Source organism: Saltatorellus ferox (assembly GCA_007751475.1).
Classification (GTDB): Bacteria; Planctomycetota; UBA1135; order UBA1135.
On sequence record CP036434.1, the window covers coordinates 4,613,823 to 4,637,649 of the forward strand.

General features: G+C 64.5%; 18 protein-coding genes and 1 pseudogene. 5 read left to right on the plus strand and 14 right to left on the minus strand.

Annotated elements, in window-relative coordinates; all coding sequences use genetic code 11:
* Positions 1–95 precede the first annotated feature (95 nt).
* Positions 96–2,369: a glycosyl hydrolase family 95 catalytic domain-containing protein gene (locus tag Poly30_RS16535; RefSeq protein WP_145199460.1), complete on the minus strand. Its 2,274-nt coding sequence runs from the start codon at positions 2,367–2,369 to the stop codon at positions 96–98.
* A 627-nt stretch (positions 2,370–2,996) separates the two neighbouring features.
* Here Poly30_RS16535 and Poly30_RS16540 point away from each other — a divergent pair.
* Complete coding sequence (locus tag Poly30_RS16540; protein WP_419190272.1) at positions 2,997–3,545, plus strand: transposase; 549 nt, start codon at positions 2,997–2,999, stop codon at positions 3,543–3,545.
* Positions 3,546–4,240: 695 nt separating this feature from the next.
* On the opposite strand, the gene Poly30_RS16545 is transcribed toward Poly30_RS16540, so the two are convergent.
* The 4 genes from Poly30_RS16545 to Poly30_RS16555 form a co-directional block, all read right to left on the minus strand.
* Positions 4,241–5,380 (minus strand): transposase, encoded by a 1,140-nt coding sequence (locus tag Poly30_RS16545; RefSeq protein WP_145199466.1) that lies wholly within the window; start codon positions 5,378–5,380, stop codon positions 4,241–4,243.
* A 21-nt stretch (positions 5,381–5,401) separates the two neighbouring features.
* Positions 5,402–7,861 carry a sigma-70 family RNA polymerase sigma factor gene (locus Poly30_RS16550; protein WP_419190273.1) on the minus strand — a complete coding sequence of 820 codons (2,460 nt, stop codon included), beginning with the start codon at positions 7,859–7,861 and terminating at the stop codon, positions 5,402–5,404.
* 483 nt (positions 7,862–8,344) lie between these two features.
* On the minus strand, positions 8,345–8,476 hold the full coding sequence (locus Poly30_RS28585; protein ID WP_419190274.1) for a hypothetical protein: 132 nt from the start codon (positions 8,474–8,476) through the stop codon (positions 8,345–8,347).
* Positions 8,477–8,726: 250 nt separating this feature from the next.
* On the minus strand, positions 8,727–10,565 hold the full coding sequence (locus tag Poly30_RS16555) for a transposase zinc-binding domain-containing protein (protein WP_419190275.1): 1,839 nt from the start codon (positions 10,563–10,565) through the stop codon (positions 8,727–8,729).
* Between the two features lie 683 nt (positions 10,566–11,248).
* Between Poly30_RS16555 and Poly30_RS16560 the strand changes: the two genes are divergently transcribed.
* Positions 11,249–12,472 carry an RNA-directed DNA polymerase gene (locus Poly30_RS16560; RefSeq protein ID WP_419190276.1) on the plus strand — a complete coding sequence of 408 codons (1,224 nt, stop codon included), beginning with the start codon at positions 11,249–11,251 and terminating at the stop codon, positions 12,470–12,472.
* A 488-nt stretch (positions 12,473–12,960) separates the two neighbouring features.
* Here Poly30_RS16560 and Poly30_RS16565 read toward each other — a convergent pair whose 3' ends face one another.
* Positions 12,961–13,389: a hypothetical protein gene (locus tag Poly30_RS16565; RefSeq protein WP_145199478.1), complete on the minus strand. Its 429-nt coding sequence runs from the start codon at positions 13,387–13,389 to the stop codon at positions 12,961–12,963.
* Between the two features lie 488 nt (positions 13,390–13,877).
* Positions 13,878–14,972 (minus strand): annotated as a pseudogene (locus Poly30_RS16570) (transposase); the annotation flags it as partial.
* 40 nt (positions 14,973–15,012) lie between these two features.
* Here Poly30_RS16570 and Poly30_RS16575 point away from each other — a divergent pair.
* From Poly30_RS16575 to Poly30_RS16585, 3 genes are all read left to right on the plus strand, one after another.
* Positions 15,013–15,297 (plus strand): hypothetical protein, encoded by a 285-nt coding sequence (locus tag Poly30_RS16575; protein ID WP_419190277.1) that lies wholly within the window; start codon positions 15,013–15,015, stop codon positions 15,295–15,297.
* Between the two features lie 24 nt (positions 15,298–15,321).
* Positions 15,322–15,807: a hypothetical protein gene (locus Poly30_RS16580; RefSeq protein WP_145199487.1), complete on the plus strand. Its 486-nt coding sequence runs from the start codon at positions 15,322–15,324 to the stop codon at positions 15,805–15,807.
* A gap of 251 nt (positions 15,808–16,058) precedes the next feature.
* Complete coding sequence (locus Poly30_RS16585) at positions 16,059–16,421, plus strand: integrase core domain-containing protein (protein WP_419190278.1); 363 nt, start codon at positions 16,059–16,061, stop codon at positions 16,419–16,421.
* 532 nt (positions 16,422–16,953) lie between these two features.
* On the opposite strand, the gene Poly30_RS16590 is transcribed toward Poly30_RS16585, so the two are convergent.
* From Poly30_RS16590 to Poly30_RS16620, 7 genes are all read right to left on the minus strand, one after another.
* Positions 16,954–18,063, minus strand: a complete 1,110-nt coding sequence (locus Poly30_RS16590) for a TolB family protein (RefSeq protein ID WP_419190279.1) — start codon at positions 18,061–18,063, stop codon at positions 16,954–16,956.
* 221 nt (positions 18,064–18,284) lie between these two features.
* Positions 18,285–18,719, minus strand: a complete 435-nt coding sequence (locus Poly30_RS16595; RefSeq protein ID WP_145199496.1) for a hypothetical protein — start codon at positions 18,717–18,719, stop codon at positions 18,285–18,287.
* Positions 18,720–18,871: 152 nt separating this feature from the next.
* Complete coding sequence (locus Poly30_RS16600) at positions 18,872–20,419, minus strand: transposase (protein WP_145199499.1); 1,548 nt, start codon at positions 20,417–20,419, stop codon at positions 18,872–18,874.
* Between the two features lie 39 nt (positions 20,420–20,458).
* A complete protein-coding gene (locus tag Poly30_RS16605; protein WP_145199502.1) occupies positions 20,459–20,698 on the minus strand; it encodes a transposase zinc-binding domain-containing protein in 240 nt (79 codons plus the stop codon).
* A gap of 309 nt (positions 20,699–21,007) precedes the next feature.
* A complete protein-coding gene (locus Poly30_RS16610; RefSeq protein WP_145199504.1) occupies positions 21,008–21,541 on the minus strand; it encodes a hypothetical protein in 534 nt (177 codons plus the stop codon).
* A 28-nt stretch (positions 21,542–21,569) separates the two neighbouring features.
* Positions 21,570–22,709, minus strand: coding sequence for an ABC transporter permease (locus Poly30_RS16615; protein ID WP_145199507.1), 1,140 nt, complete (start codon positions 22,707–22,709; stop codon positions 21,570–21,572).
* A gap of 4 nt (positions 22,710–22,713) precedes the next feature.
* The gene (locus Poly30_RS16620) at positions 22,714–23,826 is read right to left on the minus strand and encodes an ABC transporter permease (RefSeq protein WP_419190280.1); all 1,113 of its coding nucleotides are present in this window, start codon (positions 23,824–23,826) and stop codon (positions 22,714–22,716) included.
* Between the last annotated feature and the right edge of the window lies 1 nt (position 23,827).

The following is a 23,827-nucleotide window of genomic DNA, read 5'->3' on the forward strand; positions in this document are numbered from 1 at the left end:
GGGAAGGAGTCTGACGTCATGGTGGTGGCGTTCTGGTGTCGGCCTGGTGGCTCGGGTGAGCTGTTTCTCGAGCGCTACGCTGACGCTTGCAGCGATCAGTGGTCCTGCGTCTTCACTTCGGTACGAGGCCGAGTCAAGGTCTTCGACTCTCCTGACTCCAGATCCAAGTGGAGCGTCTCGTCCGCAAACGTGTCCAGCAACCTGACCCGCGTGGCGCGGGTCGCCGTGATCGTGACCGATTCGGTCTGACCGTTGCGTCGGACGGCGGAGACTCGCAGGCCCCCGTCGGCGCGCAGGTCGGCGAAGGCGCAGTCTCTCCAGCGCTCTGGAACGGCGGGAAAGACGCGGAGCGTATCCTCGTGGGAGCGCAGGTACATCTCATGGCACGCGTCCATGAAGAGGAAGTTCCCCTCGAGCGTGAAGGGGCGGTAGGTGAAGCCCGAGAGGCCGGACTTCGTCTGGTCGCCGTTGACATGGAACCCGTTGCGCGAGACGAACGCCCGCTCGAAGTCCGTCAGCAGTCGCGCCGCGTCCTCCGGGTAGTCGGCTCGCGCAGCAAGGGCCGCAGCCCAGGTGAACGAATACCCGACCCATGCGCTGGAGCCCTGGTCGATCAGCTGACGGACCGTCGCGCGGACAGCGCTCCGGGCTTCCGGGCCCTGGTCGACGTTCAGGATCCCGAGTGGATGAATGGCGAGCGCGTGAGAGAAGTGCCGGTGACTGTCCGCGAACGCGATGCCCGGGGCGATCAGCAATTCGTGCGATTCACGCGCGTACACCAGGGGCGCCATCTTCGCGCGGTAGTTCGCCCAGCGCTCCGCGTCTTCGGGATGGTCGAGCGCGGTGGCCATCTCTTCCAAGGCGGCTGTTGCCCACGTCAGCAGCGCCTGGTCGAAGTTGGTGTTGGGCGTGAGGTAGGCGCTCCAGCTGGCGTCATTCCACTCGGGGCTCGTGGAGGCCTTGAGGTAGAGAAGGCCGTCACGTAGCTCTGTCAATGCGAGCACCGAAGTTGCGATCTCGCTGAGCCAGGGGTAAGCGGTGGAGGCGAGGAAGTCCCCATCGCCCGTGGTCTTCCAATGGCGGTAGAAGGCGTGGCCGTTCCAGAGACCCGCAGTCAGTCCCATGGAGTACTGCGGCCACCCTCCCATGGCTTGACCCGCGTGGGTCATGACACCCGGTACCATGGCCGTGTCCAGACCGAAGAAGTCCCGGCCATACCGGCGAAACTGAGGCAGCCGATCGACGTAGTAGCGGATGTACGCCAACCCTGAGTCCGTCAGCCCTGCGGTCTGCCAGGCGCCGTAGGTCATCTGGGTGTTGAGGTCATTGTGGTAGTCGCCTTTCCATGGGGGAAGGCCATCCGAGTCGGCGGTCCAGACCCCTTGCAGGGGCATCGGGCTGGCATGGGATCGCGAAGAGGCGCCGTAGTAGTACTTGACGAGGTGGTAGTGGTGCTGAAGGCGCGGCTCGGGGAGCGTGACCTCGGAGCTGTGGTAGAAACGCGCCCACCAATCGACGTGAGTCTCGTGGAGCGCATCCCAGCCCTGTTCGATCGCGCGTGAGCAGGCTCGCATGGCAGCCGTCGCCGGGTCACTCACCTCGGCGTTCGTGTTCGTGGAGATCGCGAGGAGCACCTGCCCGTCCACGATCTCCCACTGCACGCTGAAGTTGAAGACCAATCCCTCCGCGGTCTCCTGGGTGTAGCTGATCGACGTCTCGGCCCGCTCGATCTGCGGCTCTGGATACCCCAGCGAATTCAGCGAGGCCGGGCGAACGAAGTCGAAGCTGGAGCCGATGGGTAGCTGCAGTAGAGCCACCGGGTGGTCTGCGGCGAAGAACGCGCGGACGACGCGCTCGTCCGTCAGCGTGACCTCAGCGGTAGCCTTCTCGAAGTCCAGGTGGAAAGTCTCGGCGGCGCTGCCTTCGGGGAGCGTGACCACCAGTCGACCGCCGGGGATCTTCGTCCATTTGGATCCTGTGTAGGTGTCGTCGAAGTACCTCGACCAGATCTCACGATCCCGCGTCTCGATCGACTCGAGGAGCGTCGCGTAATTGCGCTTCGGATCGTACACGTCCGCATGGCCGCGCTCATCCCAGAGGTCGCCGCGATCGAGCGACAGCCTTAGCTCGCGGCCCTCACCCCAGAGCAGTCCTCCCGTGAGACCATTCCCGAGGGGGAGGGCGTTGTCCCAGCGCCGAATAGGCGCAGGCAGCGTGAGCGAGTCGGGTCCGAGAATGTCGCCTCGGCGTTCGCTGGAGGTGGTGACCCCGCCACTCACGGCGACGGCCTGGAGCACGGGGCTGGCGACTGCGGGGACGACCAGGGAGAGACCGAGGGTGAGGGTGAGGTTGAGGGTGGGGCTGAGCATGGTGGGCTTACCGTATCGTCTCAACCGCATCTGTTCTCCTTCCGAGGCGCCCGAGCTCCTGCGGCCAGGATTTTTGGGTCTTCAGTAGAATCTGTGGGTCGATCTCGATGGAGCTGCGGAGACAGCGGAATGGTCAGGGCCAGTGCGGGGCTGGGCGGGGCGGGGCGGGGCGGCATGGCAGCTACCAATGCAGCCTTAGATGGGAGAGAGGGCGGAGGGCTGGGAGGCGCGGCGCCCTTGTGAGGGATGGAGGGCTGGGAGGTTGCGGGCTTGGGGCTGGCCTCCGCCTTGTGAGGGGAGGCGAGGAGGGGAGGTCCGGAGGCGAAGAGTGTGGGTTTGCCGGTGGAGAAAGGTGTGCCGGGATAGAACGGATCGGCGATGACTTCGATGTGGCTAAAGTGTCGAGTTTGGCATCTAAATGCCCATTTGGAGCCAATTTGGAGATTGAATCTGCACAGGAATGACCTATGAATTGGCATGTCAGAGACGCGCATGGCTCGAGTGGCTCTCACCCAAAAAGTATTCGGATTCGCAGTCCCTCCGCATCGCCGGGGGCCCCGAAGGACCAAGGAATCCCGGGTTCCTCATTCGTCCAGGCAGTCGATGCGGAAGGGGGATGTCGCGCACGTGACGATCAAGCTGAAGAAGGGCTTTCGTTCTCTTCGCGGGAAGGAGGAGCTGGCGATCATTGAGGCGGCGATCGCTCGGGTCAACAAAGGTGGTGATGTTCAGATCGTCGAGTATTCCGTGATGAGCAATCACATACACCTGATCTCGGAGGCTTCCAACTCGGCTGACCTTTCGAAGGGAATGGCCAGCTTGAACACCGGATTGGGCATGCGATTGAACCGGCTCTGGCGTCGTGTTGGACAGGGGAGCGTCTTCCTGGATCGGTTTCACCTCGAGATCGCGAAGACGCCAACGCAGGTGCGCAACTTGCTTGTGTACGTGCTGCGAAATGACGTCCATCACGGCCTCGGACTGAGCACCCTTGACCCCTGTTCGAGTGCTCCTTCGTTTGAAGGCCTCCGGGATTGGCAGAGCGGCCAGGAGGGTTCCAGTGTGAGTGCGAAACCTCAAACTTGGTTGCTGAGGGAGGGCTGGAAACGGGGTGGCGGCAAGGGGCTACTCTCGATCCAGGACTTGCCATCGGTCTCGATGGTCCTCGAGGCCTAGAACCAGCAACTTCGCCTGAAGGGTCCCCGAACCTTCCTCTCTTAGCATCCGGGGCTTGGAGCCTCGCCTTCCGGTCTCAGCGCGGAGGCCAGGCCCAAGCTCGCAGGCTCACCGCGCCTCCAGGCCTCACAAGGGCGCCGCGCCTCCCCACCCCTCCGCCGCTCTCCCGTCTTTGGTTGTATTCGTAGCTGCCGCACCGCACCGCCTCTGCCTCCAATCTGCCTGCCGCTGCCCCGTCCAACGGTGAACATTATTCGACCCACAGATTCTTCCGAAGACCCTTTCGATCGAACTTCGCGGCGGGAGAGACCTGATACCAGCAGTTCATCTATCGTGACAGCGCGGGGGCCGGCTTCAACACGACGGATGCGGTGTTCTGGATCTTCCAGCCGCGACCATTCGCTCGTGGCGGTACTGATTCACCCCGGACGGATAGGAACTCCAAGCGGTGTGTCGACACGCCAGTCACCGTATCCTGGAGCCCGATTCACCGCTACCCCCATCCTCACCGGCCACGCGGGAGCGCCCGGGCAGCCATCGGGCTCTTCGCTGAGCCGAACTCGCCCGATTTCGCCCCCTCCGACGAGCACCACCGGTTCACTTCACCACGACCTGCAGCCAGCACCCTTCCCAAGGCGCGGGCTGTTGTTGTTTCATCGAGCACGATCGCCCGCGCGCCGCTCTTTCGCAGCGCCCTACTTCCCGAAGTCCAGCCGCCCCTGCCGAGGCGGCATCGGTATTCGGACCTCGGCCTCTGCCGGTGGGGAACGACTCGGCCCTGGCGAGGACAGGTCTCCCCCACCCAGCGAATCGGATGACCTCCTCGCCGCCGCTCTCACCCCCTCCAGCACCTTCCGCGCTGTCTCCGGATCTGTGATCACGGAGATCATGTGCCGACGCCCGCGGCAGCGCGGGCAGCTGAGAACATCTTCCGAAAACACCCGCTTCAGAAGATCTGCCCAGCGGATGTACCTCTGGTCCTTCGACGGCTCCCCCGCACTCTTCGAGCCGTCTTCATCGGCGACGTCCACATCCTTCGGCTCCTTCCGAACCACGGGACGCGGCACCACCAGATCACGCAATGATGAGGCCGGGGCCAGCACTCCCTGATACGTCAGCTGATGCTCGCGCGGATGCGGCGCGAGCGCCGCCAGTCGAGCCATGAACTGGTACGGCGTCATGACGAAGCCTTTGGTCCCATCACGCCAGGCCTTGCGCAGCAGCCACAAGACCATCCCATCGGGACGGACATCGAAGCGTTCCAGACTGATGGCGGGCCTCGTCACATAGCGGCAGAGCTTCTCCAGCTGCGCCCGCTGCCCCTTCCGGATCAGCGTCGCCGCATGCAACGAGAACCCGTCAGCATTCACCACGAGTGGAGGCGGCACGTACTGGCTCCCCCAACCCGACGACTGGAACGCAAGGCCGAGATCAGGGTCGATGAGGCGCTTCAGCGGGCGGCCTGCGGCCTCGCCCAACGGAATCAGCGACTTCACCGATGCCGTTTTCAGGCCTGGGAAGAAGGAACCCTCACGCGCATCCCCGAAGTCGAGCAGCGGTGACTCATCCGCGCCCCCGTCCGCGTATTCCCAAGGGGGGTCGTCGCCTTTGCGTAGGGGCAGGCCGAGTGAGATTGGGTCGAGGGAGAAGCGCTTCAGCACGCGACGGATGCGCGCGATCGCGTCGCCGTGCACACGCTCGACCTCCGCCGACGTGAGAGGATCTGCGGGCAGAAAGACGGGAGACTCGAAAGCGCTGCGCGTGACGTACACACCGTCCAGGTAGAGGGAGTGGAAGTGAACATTTAATCCCAACGAAGATTCAAAACGATTCACTCGACCACCATGGACGCCGGGTCAGTCCGGCCCGACGACGATGTCGCCGAGGTCGCGGATCTCATGCTCGACCAGCGGGCTGCTGCTCGCGACCTCGTGCTTCGGAAGTCCCTCGGCCAGCACGCTGAGCTCGAAGGCCGTGGCCGAAAGATAGTCGATCTGGAACGTGCCGTCCGCCGCGGTGCGGACCTCGAAGCTCCGTGGATCCGGGCCTCCAACGCTCACGTCGAGGGTCGCACGGACGCCCATTCCCTCCACGTCGACGACGCGGCCGAATGCGCCTGCTGAAGGGATCTGATCGTCAGAAATGACGTAGGTCTGCTCCTCGTTCGGAATCTCCATGGGGCCAAGCGTCAGAACCGGGCGAGCGTAGCCGCCTGGCGCGTTGATCCTGATCTGAAAGAGGTCACCGTAGTCCTGAAACAGGGCGAAGCTGCCGTCTGCCCGGGTCCGCGCGCCCGTTCCGACTGGCGACACCACGCCGTTCACTACCGGGTTCGTGGCCACGCCCCAGTGCGCCAGCGGCTCGCCCGACTCCGACAGCACGCGACCCCTCAGCTCCTTCCGTTCTGGCAGAACAGGATTCCACGTGGTGATCTGGCCAGAGGTGACCAGGACGTGATGCCTGAGGATTCGGGTCCACCTGTCATCCTGTACCTGGAACTCGACACGCCCTGGCGTCACACCACGGAGTTCGAAGCGGCCGTCCTCGGCGCTCACGGTCTCCATGCGCGACAGCGCTCCGTGGATGCTCGGATGTACAGACACCGTCGCTCGGGGACAGGGTTCGCCAGACGCATCCAGAACCTGTCCCTTCACGGTGCCACCCGGGATCAGACGGATGGGGACTTCCAGGACGCCGCCATCCGTGATGAGCACGGTCTGCGCCCACAGCCCGCTGCCTGCGATCCGCGCTTGCAGCGGCACTTCGCCGATGCTGGCGTCCACGAACTCGAAGGCGCCGAACTCGTCGGTCCTCTCGATCCGCATGGGCGGGCTCCAGTAGGAGATCGGCTCCGTGCCTGTCGATTCGGGTCGTTCGAGACCACCGAGGGTCACCGTCGCGCCCGGTAGCGCGACGCCCGCCGCATCGGTCACCGTCCCTCGAACGGTCCCGCGACGCGAGCCAACGATCAGGAGCAGGCGGCCGTTCTCGTCAAATGGCTGGCCGATTCCGGAGGCCGCCGAAGGCGACGGCGCACGGCCTGGCGCGGACGCTGACAGGAACTGCGTACGCCCGATGTACTTCACCTCGAATTCGCCGCCTTCGTCCGCCAACGTCACGATCTGGCCATGATCGACTCCCCCCATGCCGGAGCCGACCCAGATACGCGCTCGCGGAACGGCGGCTCCGGCCTCGTTGACGACGCGCCCTCGTACCACCGAAGCTGCGTCCACCTCGAAGGTCACCTCGGCCACGTCTCCGGCGATGACCTCCAGCGTCTCGGCAGCAAAGTCCCCGTGTGGATCCACGCGGTTCAGGTAGGCAACCCTCGGACCCGGGGAGAGCTGATCGAACTCGAGCAGCCCGTTCTGATCGGTCGAGCCACGCAGGGTTTGATCCCAGAAAGCGCCGCCATGGAATTCGACGAGGTCCAGTGCGACGCCCTTCGCAGGAAGCCCCGTCAGGGCCTCCACGACTCGAATGCGCACCGAGCCTTTCGCTGGGAGCACGGCGGCATCCTCCTCGACCGCTACGATCTCGGAGGTGGCCACGTGCGTGGCGATCTCTCGCTCTGCGGATGCGCCAGCAACCGGACCCGCGAGACTCTGCTCTTTGCCGTGCGCAGCCACCGCTACCAGCTCCGGCTCGAGCGCCTCCTGGATCGTGGCACTCGACCCGTCCCGCTGGAGCGCCCTGAGACCCAGGGGGACCAGACCGGCAACGATCACCAGGATCACGAAGAGCGCGAGATTCTTTTTCATGAGAGCGGCCGTGAAGAGAGAGAAAAGCCCGAAGGCGTGAGCACGATCGCGCGGCCCGGCCTCGTCATCGAGTGCCCGACGCAGCTTGCGGAGGCCCCGCGAGAGCCTCGACGACACGGCGTTCGCCGACTCGTTCAAGGTCTCCGCGATCTCGGCCGGCCCGAGTCCCGCGCCGAAACGAAGCGCGATCACCTCGCGCTCCTTCCTGGGAAGCTCCGCCACGGCCCGCCGAAGGCGGGCGTTCAGCTCGATCGACTCCAGCGCCAGGGACGGGTCCAGGTCATCGCGCTCCGCGCGCGCCACGAGCCTCTCGCGCGCTCTGCGGCGGGCGTTCGCCCGCTGGTCCATGCCGATCTGTCGGCGAAGCACCTTGCGCAGCCAGCCGCGGCCGGGTTCGCCTCCCTCGAACTGGAGCGCAGCGAGCAGCGTTTCCTGCACCGCGTCATCGGCCGCCTGCGCGTGATAGCCGAGGCCGGAGGCCACGCCGTGTAGCCAGCCCGTCTCGGCCAGCAGCGTCTCCAGGTCGGCGGAGTGGAAGCGAAAGGAGCCTGACATCGCCCCCTTGATGCCACGGCCGCCGATGTCTTGCAGGCAATCTCGCAGAAGTTCCCAGGGACCAGTCTCGGGCGACAGACTGGATGGGGTTCGGTCAGCCTGCAGCCGCGCGGCGGAAGGACCTTGTCGGCGACCTGCAACGCTCGGAAGAGTCTCCATGGAACGAACAAACGACAGCGTGACTGGCTCCGCGCCGCCGAGTCAGGGAAGAGCGCTGCGCGGGGTCTCTACAGCTGGACTTGATGGAAAGGCCAGCATCCGGCTCGGGTTGCCTGACACCCAGCGTGATGACGGGCTCGAAGCCTGGACAGAGAGCTGACCATACAGCATTTTGACAGAAACGGTGAAGCGAACATCGAGGCTGACACGACCAGGCATCTTCATGCCGTTCGGGTTCCGAGCGTACAAGGAGTGAGGTCTAACAGCTCCACACCTGGCTGATCAGGCGCAGCAGCGAAGCGGCCGTTCAGAGGAGGTGGCGTCTCAGTCGCGGTCAGGATTATCGAGGTCGAAGACCTCCTTCGCCCAGAAGGTGATGGCACCTCGGCTCGCCTCGAAATCACCGACCCGTACGCCCACGTCACCCAGCTGGCGGTCGACGGATAGGAACTCCAAGCGGTGTGTCGACACGCCAGTCACCGTATCCTGGAGCCCGATTCACCGCTACCCCCATCCTCACCGGCCACGCGGGAGCGCCCGGGCAGCCATCGGGCTCTTCGCTGAGCCGAACTCGCCCGATTTCGCCCCCTCCGACGAGCACCACCGGTTCACTTCACCACGACCTGCAGCCAGCACCCTTCCCAAGGCGCGGGCTGTTGTTGTTTCATCGAGCACGATCGCCCGCGCGCCGCTCTTCCGCAGCTTTCTACTTCCCGAAGTCCAGCCGCCCCTGCCGAGGCGGCATCGGTATTCGGACCTCGGGCTCTGCCGGTGGGGAACGGCTCGGCCCTGGCGATGACGGGTCTCCCCCACCGGGCGAATCGGATGACCTCCTCGCTGCCGCTCTCACCCCCTCCAGCACCTTCCGCGCTGTCTCCGGATCTGTGATCACGGAGATCATGTGCCTGCGCCCGCGGCAGCGCGGGCGCTTGAGAACATCTTCCGAAAACACCCGCTTCAGAAGATCTGGCCAGCGGATGTACCTCTGGTCCTTCGACGGCTCCCCCGCACTCTTCGAGCCGTCTTCATCGGCGACGTCCACATCCTTCGGCTCCTTCCGAACCACGGGACGCGGCACCACCAGATCACGCAATGATGAGGCCGGGGCCAGCACTCCCTGATACGTCAGCTGATGCTCGCGCGGATGCGGCGCGAGCGCCGCCAGTCGAGCCATGAACTGGTACGGCGTCATGACGAAGCCTTTGGTCCCATCACGCCAGGCCTTGCGCAGCAGCCACGAGACCATCCCATCGGGACGGACATCGAAGCGTTCCAGACTGATGGCGGGCCTCGTCACATAGCGGCAGAGCTTCTCCAGCTGCGCCCGCTGCCCCTTCCGGATCAGCGTCGCCGCATGCAACGAGAACCCGTCAGCGTTCACCACCAGTGGAGGCGGCACGTACTGACTCCCCCAACCCGACGACTGGAACGCAAGGCCGAGATCAGGGTCGATGAGGCGCTTCAGCGGGCGGCCTGCGGCCTCTCCCAACGGAATCAGCGACTTCACCGATGCCGCTTTCAGGCCTGGGAAGAACGAACCTTCACGCGCATCCCCGAAGTCGAGCAGCGGTGACTCATCCGCGCCCCCGTCCGCGTACTCCCAAGGGGGTTCGTCCCCTTTGCGTAGGGCCAGACCGAGTGCGATCGGGTCGAGGGAGTAGCGCTTCAGCACCCGACGGATGCGCTCGATCGCGTCGCCGTGCACACGCTCGACCTCCGCCGACGTCAGAGGATCTGCGGGCAGAAAGACGGGAGACTCGAAAGCGCTGCGCGTGACGTACACACCGTCCAGGTAGAGGGAGTGGAAGTGAACATTTAATCCCAACGAAGATTCAAAACGCTGCGTCGAATTCACGGCGCCAACGTCGAGCCGGACCGGGGATTCAGGAATGGAATGTGCGGCTTCCTCTGGGTCAACCTCTGCGTCGCCTTGCACTTGTTGCTGCTGACGATCCAGCGTCACTTGTCCGCGGCGTTTGTAGGACGCAGAGACCGCGCGAATGTGTGCCCGCGTGACCTCTCGGCAGAGCTCCGCGTTCATCGCCATCGCCAGGCGTAGCGGCCTGGGGACCGTGAGTACCCACTGGCGCACATCGACATCGGGGAAGACCCTGTCGACGAGGTGCGCGGCCGTCTGCGCCATCTGGCGCCCGCCGCAGGAGGAACAGAACGTTCGACCCTTACAGGAGAACGGCACCACCGTGTCCGTTGCGCAGGAGGGGCAACGAAGGCGGCTGAAGCCGAACGCTGGATCGCCGCATTCGAGTAGAGCCTCGAATTCCTGGATGACGTACTGCGGCAGGGAACGACCGCCGTGCTCGTCCTCGAACTCCGCGAGGAAACCAGGAAGGTGGGCCCGGACGAAATTCTGGAGCGGAGAGCGGCCCCCCGTGCCCCTGAAGATGTCCGGTGGATGAAGGTGACGCGAACGCCGGCAATGCAGGCCGGTCTCGCGCAGAAGCGGTTCAACTTCCGGGACATCTTCACGGCGCGCTACGCCGCGGCCCGCTTTGCCATTGTCCGATTCCGGACGGTGGCGTATCACGAGGAACCTGAGAGGGTCAGATGCGCCGCGTAGCAACAACGGATGAAGGGAGCACCGGATGGGGCCCTGGATGACCTGCCAATCTTCATGCAACAACGCCAGTACGAGGCGCCCACGGGCCGGAGGCCGCAGGTGCGCGCAACGTGCTGAATCGGGTGCGAGCGCACGGCTGGCCGAGGTCGAGTAGCGTGCCTCGGTGACCCCGGTGGGAGTGGGGCACTCGCATCGTCCCCCTCCGCTCCATGCAAGAATACGCCATCTACCCCCAAATCTACTTGAGCCCGAGATCCACAGAGGCGAGATTGCGCTCCATGCCCTCCAAGAAAGAATGGAAACTACCAAAGGCTAGCTACCTCTGGGCCATCAAGCATTTGCAGCTAGAGGGGGATGGCGATCTTTTCCCTCGACCGTTCGAATTGGATGCCATATACGGGCAACGATCCGCGCTCGTTAGCCAACTGGCAGACCTCTCGGTCCCAAACTATGCGTGGCGCGGAGGCCGACGGTTAATCGTGCCGAAGCGCGGGCTTGGCAGTCGAGCAGCAACGCAGCTCGACCCTCTTGATTCTGTCATCATCTCTGCGCTTCTCCATAAGTACGGCCGAAGAATCGAAGAGGCGCGTGTGCCTCGGAGCAGTTTCGTTGTGTACTCAAATAGATTCGTACGTGAGTCAAATGGATTCATGTACGCTCAAGATCGCCCATGGCAGAGGTTCTGGCGGGACTCCACGAAGTGCGTTCGAGATGATGCGTTCACTCATATCGCTCGAGTGGACATCGCAGACTTCTACAACCAGATATACCACCACTCCGTTGAAAATCGACTCCTCGACGCTGGCCTCCCGCTTCCTATCATTCGAACGTTCGTCCGCTTCTTGGGTAGTCTAACCGGCAAAGTATCAAGGGGGGTGGCGGTGGGGCCACACGCCACACATCTACTCGCAGAGCTAAGCTTGGATCCCGTCGATCGTAGCTTGATCGCAAAGGGCGTTCGATTTCGCCGATTTGCAGACGACTACCACCTATACGCGCGCTCATATAGCGAGGCGCATACACTAATACTGACGCTGGCCGACGCACTTGACAGGCATCAGCGGCTGGCTCTTCAGGGACAGAAGAGCAGAATCGACACAGCAGAGGTCTTTGCTGCGGATGCTTCGATCCTAGAGAAGGAGCAGGAGACGCCGACTGTTGAGACTGTGCTACGCAGGGTTCAGAGAGCGCATTCGGAGTCACGTGCAGCGCTCATACTATCGTCCGAAGAGGAGGCCGCAGTGCAGGCCATTAGTGAGGAGCAAACTACGACTCTTCTAGTTGATGCTGCAACGTCAGATCCGCCCGAGCTAACTAGGGCAGCTTGGATACTCCGGGCCTTAGGCCAGGTTCGATCATCGGCAGCGCTTCCATTCGTCTTCGAAAGCCTGGATCAAATCTATCCGATACTCGCGGACGTCGTTAGGTATGTTCAAACGCTAGCGCGTTCGGGTGTGTACCCCCCCGAATCGAGCGTCGATGGCGCGGTGGCGCTTCTCGACACGGACTTCGGGAAGTACCTAAGCTACGTGCAGCTATCGCTCATTGCCCTTGTGGCTGGAAACCCTGCTGCCGCAGACAGGAGCATGCTGGCGGGACGGTATGAGACCTTGAGCACCGCTGGGAAACGTGAGGTCATATTGCTGGCTGGCGGTACTACTATTGGATGTTGGCTTACCGAACTTAAGAGCGATTTCGGGTCGATGGATCCATGGATTCGACGGGCGTTTATTGCCTCATCCCCCTCCATGTCCGGTGATGAGGCGCGCTTTTGGAGTGACTCGGTGAAGGGCCACTTTGACGCCCTTGAGAACATTGTGGCAAGCGAAGCGTTCGGAACGTCTTTACATGGCCGCCTACGCTTGACGTCATGAGGCGGACACGCGCCCGAAGATGTCCTTGGGCTGATCTCGACGACCGAGGCAGCCGGACGTCGCGAGGCTCACCCCCTGTTCTTCCCCCGCGTGCTGAGCGACGGCGCTTCAATGCTCCTTGATCTGCACCGTGGTCGCTTAGCTGGACATCGAGGATCCGCGATGCGATCAACACGTCGGGAGCGTCAACCGGATCATGCTTGTTAGGTTGAGAGATCGGAGAGCCCCAACAAAATTTGGGATCCTCGGGCTGCCTCTGCAGGCTCGTCAAGCCAGCGATTCGGGGCTGACGGCCTCCTTGAGCCGCCTCCGGGGAGCATCTTTGCTCAACCCAGGAGGGAAGTGGCTCCCCGAGTGGGCTGGAGTTGCGAACGCTTTGAGAGAGCGGGGAATAGGAGCTCGCAATTGCAGCTGCGAGCGTTGGGCCGGCACGATGCCGTCGGCCGATCAATGGGACAGTACGGCCTCACCTGCGTCGAGTGTCAGACTCAGTTCTCGAGCTTCGCGATACTGGCATCAAGGCTCTTCCAAAACGCCCGTAGGTGCCGGTTCGACGGAATCACGGCTGCCTCTCGATGCGCAGCGGTAAGCACTGCGCTTGCAAAGGATGCTACCGCAGACCTAAACTCGTTCCGATCGAATAGCTGCGGCTTCTCCAACCCAGGCAGCCGCAGTTCAATACCCCACTCCGTCCGGCGCCACTGGATGACGAAGGTGGTCTCCGTGTCGGCCATCAACCTCCAGGACGAATCCAGCCGTTCACACTCAGCCACACCAAGGAGTTCGAGCAAGAAATGCACAATCGGCACCCCTTCCAGAGCGACAGACCCGTCGCACGCAAGCGTCACCGTGACATTTCCCGTGAGATAAAGTACGACCTCATCCACTGCATCCTTGCCACGCAGGCGCTCTTCCATGAGCCCAGAAAGTGAAACGCTGTCGTCATATATGCTGAAACAAATCATAGATGTAATACTAGAACGGGGCAGCGGTGGTGACCACCCCATTCCGTACTAGCACAAAGATTTGAATTGTCGCCTTTCCGACTTGGTCAGTTCCAATATTCACTGGATTGCCAAACTTGTCTCGGAACTGATAGATCACCTCGTAGGCGCCGCTCTTCGTTCGAGTAAAACTGACGGATAGGAACTCCAAGCGGTGTGTCGACACGCCAGTCACCGTATCCTGGAGCCCGATTCACCGCTACCCCCATCCTCACCGGCCACGCGGGAGCGCCCGGGCAGCCATCGGGCTCTTCGCTGAGCCGAACTCGCCTGATTTCGCCCCCTCCGACGAGCACCACCGGTTCACTTCACCACGACCTGCAGCCAGCACCCTTCCCAAGGCGCGGGCTGTTGTTGTTTCATCGAGCACGATCGCCCGCGCGCCGCTCTTCCGCAGCTTTCTACTTCCCGAAGTCCAGCCGCCCCTGCCGAGGCGGCATCGGTATTCGGACCTCGGGCTCTGCCGGTGGGGAACGGCTCGGCCCTGGCGAGGACAGGTCTCCCCCACCCAGCGAATCGGATGACCTCCTCGCCGCCGCTCTCACCCCCTCCAGCACCTTCCGCGCTGTCTCCGGATCTGTGATCACGGAGATCATGTGCCTGCGCCCGCGGCAGCGCGGGCAGCTGAGAACATCTTCCGAAAACACCCGCTTCAGAAGATCTGCCCAGCGGATGTACCTCTGGTCCTTCGACGGCTCCCCCGCACTCTTCGAGCCGTCTTCATCGGCGACGTCCACATCCTTCGGCTCCTTCCGAACCACGGGACGCGGCACCACCAGATCACGCAACGATGAGGCCGGGGCCAGCACTCCCTGATACGTCAGCTGATGCTCGCGCGGATGCGGCGCGAGCGCCGCCAGTCGAGCCATGAACTGGTACGGCGTCATGACGAAGCCCTTGGTCCCATCACGCCAGGCCTTGCGTAGCAGCCACGAGACCATCCCATCGGGACGCACCTCGAAGCGTTCCAGACTGATGGCGGGTTTGCCTGGGTAGCGGCAGAGCTTCTCCAGCTGCGCCCGCTGCCCCTTCCGGATCAGCGTCGCCGCATGCAACGAGAACCCGTCAGCGTTCACCACCAGTGGAGGCGGCACGTACTGACTCCCCCAACCCGACGACTGGAACGCAAGGCCGAGATCAGGGTCGATGAGGCGCTTCAGCGGGCGGCCTGCGGCCTCTCCCAACGGAATCAGCGACTTCACCGATGCCGCTTTCAGGCCTGGGAAGAACGAACCTTCACGCGCATCCCCGAAGTCGAGCAGCGGTGACTCATCCGCGCCCCCGTCCGCGTACTCCCAAGGGGGTTCGTCCCCTTTGCGTAGGGCCAGACCGAGTGCGATTGGGTCGAGGGAGAAGCGCTTCAGCACGCGACGGATGCGCGCGATCGCGTCGCCGTGCACACGCTCGACCTCCGCCGACGTGAGAGGATCTGCGGGCAGAAAGACGGGAGACTCGAAAGCGCTGCGCGTGACGTACACACCGTCCAGGTAGAGGGAGTGGAAGTGAACATTTTATCCCAGCCTGAAAGCGGCAGCGGTGAAGTCGCTGATTCCGTTGGGCGAGGCCGCAGGCCGCCCGCTGAAGCGCCTCATCGACCCTGATCTCGGCCTTGCGTTCCAGTCGTCGGGTTGGGGGAGCCAGTACGTGCCGCCTCCACTGGTGGTGAATGCTGACGGGTTCTCGTTGCGTGCGCTGATCCGGAATGGTCAGCGGGCGCAGCTGGAGAAGCTCTGCCGCTATGTGACGAGGCCCGCCATCAGTCTCGAACGCTTCGAGGTCCGTCCCGACGGCATGGTCTCGTGGTTGCTGCGCAAGGCCTGACGTGATGGGACCAAGGGATTCGTCATGACGCCGCATGAGTTCATGGCGCGACTGGCGGCGCTCGCGCCGCATCTGCGGGAGCATCAGCTGACGTATCAGGTAGTGCTGGCCCCGGCCTCATCATTGCGTGATCTGGTGGTGCCGCGTCCCGTGGTTCGGAAGGAGCCGAAGGATGTGGACGTCGCCGATGAAGACGCCGCGAAGAGTGCGGGGGAGCCGTCGAAGGACCAGAGAACCATCCGCTGGGCAGATCTCTTGAAGCGGGTTTTTTCGGAGGATGTTCTCAAGCGCCCGCGCTGCCGGGGCCGCAGGCACATGATCTCCGTGATCACAGATCCGGAGGCAGCGCGGAAGGTGCCAGCGGGGGTGAGAGCGGCGGCGAGGAGGTCATCCGATTCGCTGGGTGGGGGAGACCCGTCATCGCCAGGGCCGAGCCGTTCCCCACCGGCCCAATCTGAGGTCCGAATACCGATGCCGCCTCGGCAGGGGCGGCTGGACTTCAGGAAGTAGGACGCTGCGGAAGAGCGGCGCGCGGGCTATCGGGCTCGGTGAAATGAGATCAGCCAGCACTCTCGGGGAGGGTGCTGGCTGTAGGTCGTGGTGAAGCGAACCGATGGTCCCGGTCGGAGAAGGCGAAATCGGGCGAATTCGGCTCACCGAAGAGGCCGCTGGCCGCTCGGGCGCTCCCGCGTGGCCGGTGAGGATGGGATTAGCGAAGAATCGGGCCCCAGGCTACGGTGACTGGGGTGTCGACACCCCGCTTGGAAGTCCTATCCGTCAGCGACGACAACGCCCACTCCGAGGCGCTCTTCAGGACCGTGAAGTACTGCTCGCGGGCACCCAAGGGGCGCTTCGTCTCCCTGGAGGCCGCGGCTCAGTGGGCCGACGAGTTCGTCCAGTGGTACAACTACGAACACAAGCACAGTGCCATTCGCTTCGTTACGCCTGCTGACCGTCACGATGGCAAGGACGGCGCCATTCTCCAGAAGCGGAAGGCCGTGATGGAGGAGGCGAAGAAGCGGAACCCGAACAGGTGGAGCGGCGACACTCGCAACCTCACGCCGATCGTGCACGTCACCCTTCACCCTCCTGTTGACCACCCCCAGGAGGCTCCAGCGGCCTGATCTCAACGACTGGGCGACAACTACCTTGACACTCACCGGGTTGGCCCAACGGAATGAGAACTTCACCGATGCCGCCCTGAGGAACAGACCGGTCAAGATCCAAGCGGGTTGCGCGCAAGGCTCCATGGGCACACTACGCCTCCGAGACGTTGCTTGAGCTGCTGGCATCGCTCCGTATAGAGCTGCAAATCCCGCGGTCAGGAGGCGTTCCGGGAAGTACATGGAAACCGCCTGGAGACGAGGTAGCTGCCTCCCTCGGTCCTTACCCGTGGACGGGACTGATCATCGCGTGCTTTCTCCTGTGGCAAGCGCTGTTCGCGTTGACGGGGTGGCCAGCGCTCCCGGCAGCAGGGATCGCTGGCTGGTTCTTGGCCATCTGGTGGGGTCTGCGTCGGGCCGCCGACTGGACGCGGGTTACGATCGGCGCTGCGGCCGCTCTCGGAGTCGTGGTCAATCTCTGGACGTGGTTGGTACAAGCGTCTGAGCTGAGAGGACTTCGCAGGTGCCCCCCCCTCGCGAGTACGCGGACGCGTCAGCGTCCGAACACGCGCCCTGTTGGCTCGTTCACGAAGTAGCCGGGCTCGGGGTAGAGATCTCGCCCTGGCTCGACCGCTGGGAACTCGAAATGAAACCAATCCTCCTCGGTCGCCACTCCACCGGAGCGGAGGTTCATGAAATTGGTGTGCGCGAAGTCCGAGTCGTCGTAGCTACCGCCGGGCGTCAGGTACGCGAGGCCCGAGCCGTCTCGATTCACCTTCGCGATCCGAAAGGCCTCGGGCGCTCCGAAGACCAGGCGGTGGAAGTAGAGGACGCTGCCGTCATGACTCCACTGCGGCAGCGTGTTGATCTGGCCGTCCTCCAGGATCGTTCGAACCATCGCCCCATCAGCGGTCACGCCGCGCAGCCCCCACCGCCCGACGCCATTGAACGTCGGATCGATGTCCGTCTCGAACGCGATCTCCAGGCTGTCCGGGGAGAAGTAGGGGTCGTGATCCCTGAAAGCGTCGTTCGTCAACCGCACTTCGTTTGATCCGTCAGCGTCCAAGACGTGGATCTCAAGGTTCGCCACGTCGACTCCATTGTATCCAGCCGGGAAGGCCGCGCACACGATCCTGGTGCCGTCCGGCGACCACGAAGGGTCCAGGTAGAACGAGGTCCTCGTCGAAACCCTGGTCGGGTTCGCGCCGAGAGCATCCGTGACGAACAGGTGCCAGCGGTCGCCATCCAGGGTCGATTGGGCCGCCATGACGAGCTGGGTTCCGTCGGGGGACCAGTCCGCCACGCCCTGGGTGCTCCAGCCGTTGGCCCCCTCGGCGATCCGCTCCGTCAACTGGCCGGTGCTGAGGTCGAGCATCCAGAGCGAGGCGAACGCATAGTTGTTGTTGCCAGACCCGCTCGGCGGCCGATCGGCGACATCACTGCGGTAGAAGAGCAACGTGCCTGAGTCAGGCGAGGCGCGGGGCCACCAAGAGTCCACCAGCGGGTCGTCCGTGATCTGCTGCGCCACGCCGTCCGTGCTCAGGTAGATCTCGAAGTTGCCGGTGCGGTTAGAGCAGAAGTAGAACTCGAACGGCGGCGGATCCGGCGGTGGCGACGTCTCAGACTCCGAGGAGCAGCCGAGGGTGAACACGGCGATTGACACCAGCAGGGAGAACAGGGGGGCCCGTGAAGACATGCGCGGCATACCCATCAGCATCGGTCATAGGGACCCACCCCTGGCGTCTGCACCGCCAGAATCCGGATCAGTACTCCCAATCTGTCTTGATCCCTGGCGCGGGAACCGGGTAGAGCCCGTTCTCATCGGGCATCAGCGGGGAGTCCGACTCGAGGGCCAGCTCTGCGAGATCCGGTCCTAATTCATGCTCACACGAGAGGGCCTCCTCGTACGTGACGGGACGCCCGATGTGTGCCGCCATCCTCGACCCGCGAGGTCCAGATGCGGCGCCCGCGACCGAGGCTGTGCCCCTCGTGGATGCTCGTAGGAAGGCCGCGGTCGCTGTCCGCCGAGGCGATCGTCGACCCCTTCGTCCCGTGCATATGGCTGTAGAAGCGCGTCTCGCAGCCGGCCTGGTTGCGGCCTGAGAACATCATCTTCGTCCCGTCGGGGTAGATGCATTCAACTCCGTAGATATCGAGGTTCTGGTCCACGTAGGGCACGCCGTGGATACAGCAGGATCTCCGGTCGTCGTCGGCATCCTCACTGCCGGAAGCCTCGTGATCGTCTCTCCGCCCGCCACAGGCTGGACGACGGGCACACGGCTCCAGGTGCACGACTCGCTGAACGGATAGGAACTCCAAGCGGTGTGTCGACACGCCAGTCACCGTATCCTGGAGCCCGATTCACCGCTACCCGCATCCTCACCGGCCACGCGGGAGCGCCCGGGCAGCCATCGGGCTCTTCGCTGAGCCGAACTCGCCCGATTTCGCCCCCTCCGACGAGCACCACCGGTTCACTTCACCACGACCTGCAGCCAGCACCCTTCCCAAGGCGCGGGCTGTTGTTGTTTCATCGAGCACGATCGCCCGCGCGCCGCTCTTCCGCAGCTTTCTACTTCCCGAAGTCCAGCCGCGCCGTGAAATAGACACGGCCGAGGCGGCATCGGTATTCGGACCTCGAGCTCTGCCGGTGGGGAACGGCTCGGCCCTTGCGACGACGGGTCTCTCCCACCCAGCGAATCGGATGACCTCCTCGCCGCCGCTCTCACCCCCTCCAGCACCTTCCGCGCTGTCTCCGGATCTGTGATCACGGAGATCATGTGCCTGCGCCCGCGGCAGCGCGGGCGCTTGAGAACATCTTCCGAAAACACCCGCTTCAGAAGATCTGCCCAGCGGATGTACCTCTGGTCCTTCGACGGCTCCCCCGCACTCTTCGAGCCGTCTTCATCGGCGACGTCCACATCCTTCGGCTCCTTCCGAACCACGGGACGCGGCACCACCAGATCACGCAATGATGAGGCCGGGGCCAGCACTCCCTGATACGTCAGCTGATGCTCGCGCGGATGCGGCGCGAGCGCCGCCAGTCGAGCCATGAACTGGTACGGCGTCATGACGAAGCCTTTGGTCCCATCACGCCAGGCCTTGCGCAGCAGCCACGAGACCATCCCATCGGGACGGACATCGAAGCGTTCCAGACTGATGGCGGGCCTCGTCACATAGCGGCAGAGCTTCTCCAGCTGCGCCCGATGCCCCTTCCGGATCAGCGTCGCCGCATGCAACGAGAACCCGTCAGCGCTCACCACCAGTGGAGGCGGCACGTACTGACTCCCCCAACCCGACGACTGGAACGCAAGGCCGAGATCAGGGTCGATGAGGCGCTTCAGCGGGCGGCCTGCGGCCTCTCCCAACGGAATCAGCGACTTCACCGATGCCGCTTTCAGGCCTGGGAAGAAGGAACCTTCACGCGCATCCCCGAAGTCGAGCAGCGGTGACTCATCCGCGCCCCCGTCCGCGTACTCCCAAGTGGGGTCGTCGCCTTTGCGTAGGGGCAGACCGAGTGCGATTGGGTCGAGGGAGTAGCGCTTCAGCACGCGACAGATGCGCGCGATCGCGTCGCCGTGCACACGCTCGACCTCCGCCGACGTGAGAGGATCTGCGGGCAGAAAGACGGGAGACTCGAAAGCGCTGCGCGTGACGTACACACCGTCCAGGTAGAGGGAGTGGAAGTGAACATTTAATCCCAACGAAGATTCAAAACGCTGCGTCGAATTCACGGCGCCAACGTCGAGCCGGACCGGGGATTCAGGAATGGAATGTGCGGCTTCCTCTGGGTCAACCTCTGCGTCGCCTTGCACTTGTTGCTGCTGACGATCCAGCGTCACTTGTCCGCGGCGTTTGTAGGAGGCAGAGACCGCGCGAATGTGTGCCCGCGTGACCTCTCGGCAGAGCTCCGCGTTCATCGCCATCGCCAGGCGTAGCGGCCTGGGGACCGTGAGTACCCACTGGCGCACATCGACATCGGGGAAGACCCTGTCGACGAGGTGCGCGGCCGTCTGCGCCATCTGGCGCCCGCCGCAGGAGGAACAGAACGTTCGACCCTTTCAGGAGAACGGCACCACCGTGTCCGTTGCGCAGGAGGGGCAACGGAGGCGGCTGAAGCCGAACGCTGGATCGCCGCATTCGAGTAGAGCCTCGAATTCCTGGATGACGTACTGCGGCAGGGAACGACCGCCGTGCTCGTCCTCGAACTCCGCGAGGAAACCAGGAAGGTGGGCCCGGACGAAATTCTGGAGCGGAGAGCGGCCCCCCGTGCCCCTGAAGATGTCCGGTGGATCGTCCATTCCAGAGGAACGGACCGGTCAAGGTCGAAGCGGGTTACGCGCAAGGCGCCATGGCCACGCGACGCCTCCGAGACGTTGCTCAAGCCGCTGGCATCGCTCCGGATAGAGCTGCAGATCCCGCGGCCGGGCGAAGTGCATCTCTGCGATGAGACCGTCGAGACCAGCGACAGCGCATCTTCCTCACCGGGCCTACGGGGAGTCACGCCACAGAATGCGATTACGCGAGCACCGCCAGGATCCGCGCTCGCGGCGTTGCGCCGACCCCCCATGGCATCCAACCATGGCAGGGGCCTCTGCCGACGACCCGAACTACTGCACGGACATCCGCTCGGCTTCCAGGCGCAGGTTGCCAGCCTCGTCTCTCCGCAGCGTTCCGGCCACCACGACCTCGGTCAAGCGCTCGAGGTCCTTCTGGCCATGGAGTGACCAGTCCGCGGGCATCCCGTCCTCCAGGAACTCGACGTTGACCGTCCAGCGCTCCAGCTCGTCCGGATCCGCGCAGCAGAAGTCCCAGGGCGTGGAGCAGCCATCGTCCGCCATCTCGGTGCAGTCCTTGAGGCCATCATCGACCAGGCGGAACGTGGCCAACTCGCCGAAGTCCTGGAGGGTCCCACGCAGGACGACCTTCTCGCCGTCCTTTACGGACTCGCGGATGTCGCGGACCTCCTTCGCGTCGCCCAGAGGCGCGTCCGACCAGTACGCCGTCAACGGCGCGACGACTTCCACGGACGCGGACTCAGGCGCTGGCTCCTTCGCCGGAGCGCTCTCGCTTCCCCCGCAGGAGATGAGCGGCAGTGCGAGTGAAACGAACAGGACCGAAGTGGCGCACCGTGAATTCAGCATCACGGCATCATAGCCGATCGTCCGGAGATCAGTCCTCGGAGAGCGCCGCCGCGATCGGCAGCCGCGCCAACCGCCACGCCGCCGGCACCACCGCCGCGACCGCCAGCACCAGCGTCCCCCCGAAGCCCACGAGCACCGCCACCGGGTCCACGCGCAGCTCGAACGCGCTCATCGCCAGCCGCACGGCGCCGCCCTCCAGGGCCACCCGCGCCAGTAGTAGCCCGAGCACCGCCCCCGCTGCCGCCACGACCAGGGCCTCGATCAGGAGCGACGTGGCGAGCGCTCGTGTCCCGAATCCGATGGCCCGCAGCGCGGCGAGCTCCTTGATCCGGTCCTGGACCGACGCCGCCGCCGCGTTCGCGCCCCCCAAAAGAGCCGCGACCCCGATCAGCGCCGCCAGCATCCACGCCATCCGCTGGATCGGCACGAAGTACGCCACGAGTTCTCCGTAGTACTCGGCGCTCCTCACCGGCTCCAGCTCGAGGTCGAGCCGCCTGTCGCAGAACAATCGCAGCCGCTTGCGCGCCGTGTCGTCCGCCAACCGCACGAACACCACCGAGGAATCACCGCGCTGGGCCAGCCCGCGCAGCGGATCGAGCGGCGTCCAGATCTCGGCCTCCAGGGTCGTTCCCGGGGCCACGAAGCGCCCGACGATGCGTTGCTCTGCGCCCTCCAGAACTAGCGTCTCCCCAGGCGCGACGGCGCTCTCGGGAACGCCGAGCTGCCTCGCGACGAGCCGCCCGACGATCACCTCACCCGGCCCGGGCAGAGCGCCTTCCGACAGCGTCAACGCTCGATGGACTTCATAGGCATTCGGTGTGACGCCGCGCACGAAACCCGCGCGCTCGCCCTCGAAACCGGGAACGACGATCGACGTTCCCATGTGGATCTCGTCCGACGCCACCTCGACGCCGGGCACGCTCGCCTTCACCAGCGAAGCCAGCCCCGCCGCCGTCGTCGAACGGACCACGTCTCGCTCGGCCACCTTGGAGAGCAGCAGCGCGGTATGGGGATCGGACGCCCCCGCAAACGTACCGCTCAGGCCGCGCACGAACGCCGTCGTCGCCACCAGGAGCGCGGCGACCATCGCACTCGAAAGCGCCGTCAGGGTCGTCCGCCCGGGCCGCCGCCCGAGGTTGCGGATCGCATGATCGAAGGGAAGTCCCAAGGCGTCATGCCCCCAGGGAATCGACGATCCCGGCGCGCGCACTGCGCACCGCGGGCAGCAGCCCCGCGATCGCGCCCGCGCCGAGCGCGACGCCGAACCCGAGCAGCACCAGCGACGGTGTGACGACAAACCCGATCGAAACGCCCTCGCTCCCGATGGTGAGCTTCGTCGTGTGGAGCAGCGCCACGGCCGAGCCCACCCCGATCAGCGCGCCGAAGAAGGCCAGCGCCAGCGCCTCCCCCATCACCAGCGCGCCGACGTGCACCTCGCGGAACCCGATCGCGCGCAGGACCCCCATCTCTCGGACGCGCTCCTGCACGCTCATCAGCACCGTGTTCGCGACCAGGGAAAGGACCACCACGACGCAGGCGAGGGCGAGGTAGCGCCCGAAGCGCAGAATCTCCCGCAGGTCCCGGGTCGCGCTCTCCAGGTAGGCGACCCGCGGCCGCGTATCCGTCGGCTCCTCGGCCGTCGCAAAAATCTCGTCGATCTCGGACGCCACGCGACCGGGTTCAGCGCCCTCTGACGTCAGCACCTCGAACTGCGTCACGGTTCCGAGCCGGCTGATCGGCCCCGCGCGCTGCAGGTACTCCAGATGCGTGAGAATCAGCGACTCCTGGGTCGATTCGTCCGAGCGGAAGATCCCGACGACGCTCACGTCGATGTCGCCGAAGCGAAAGCGCTGGCCCACGCGCACCCCCTTGCGAGCGGCGAACTGCTGCCCCACGAGTGCGGCGTCTTTCTGGGCCTCGAACGCCGCCGCGTCCCCGTCGATGACCTCGATGCTGCGCTGGGCCAGCATCTCCTCGACCGGCGCGCCCTGGAAGGTCACGAGATCGAGGCTCGCACGGCAGTTGTTCAGGTAGACCTTGACGGGAAGAACCGTGTCGACGCCTTCGACGCCCTCGATGTGCCGCGTGTAGGACTCCGGCAGGAACGACGTCTGCGGACAGTAGCGGTTCTTGCGGAACACCACGAGCGTGCGCGCTGCGTCCGTCGAATCCATGGCTTCCGCCATGCCGGTCCCGAGACTCTCGACGAGCACGAGCAGCGCCAGCGCGCACGCGACACCGAGGATCGTCAGCGCGGTCCGTCCCTTGCGCCGCTTGAGATTCACC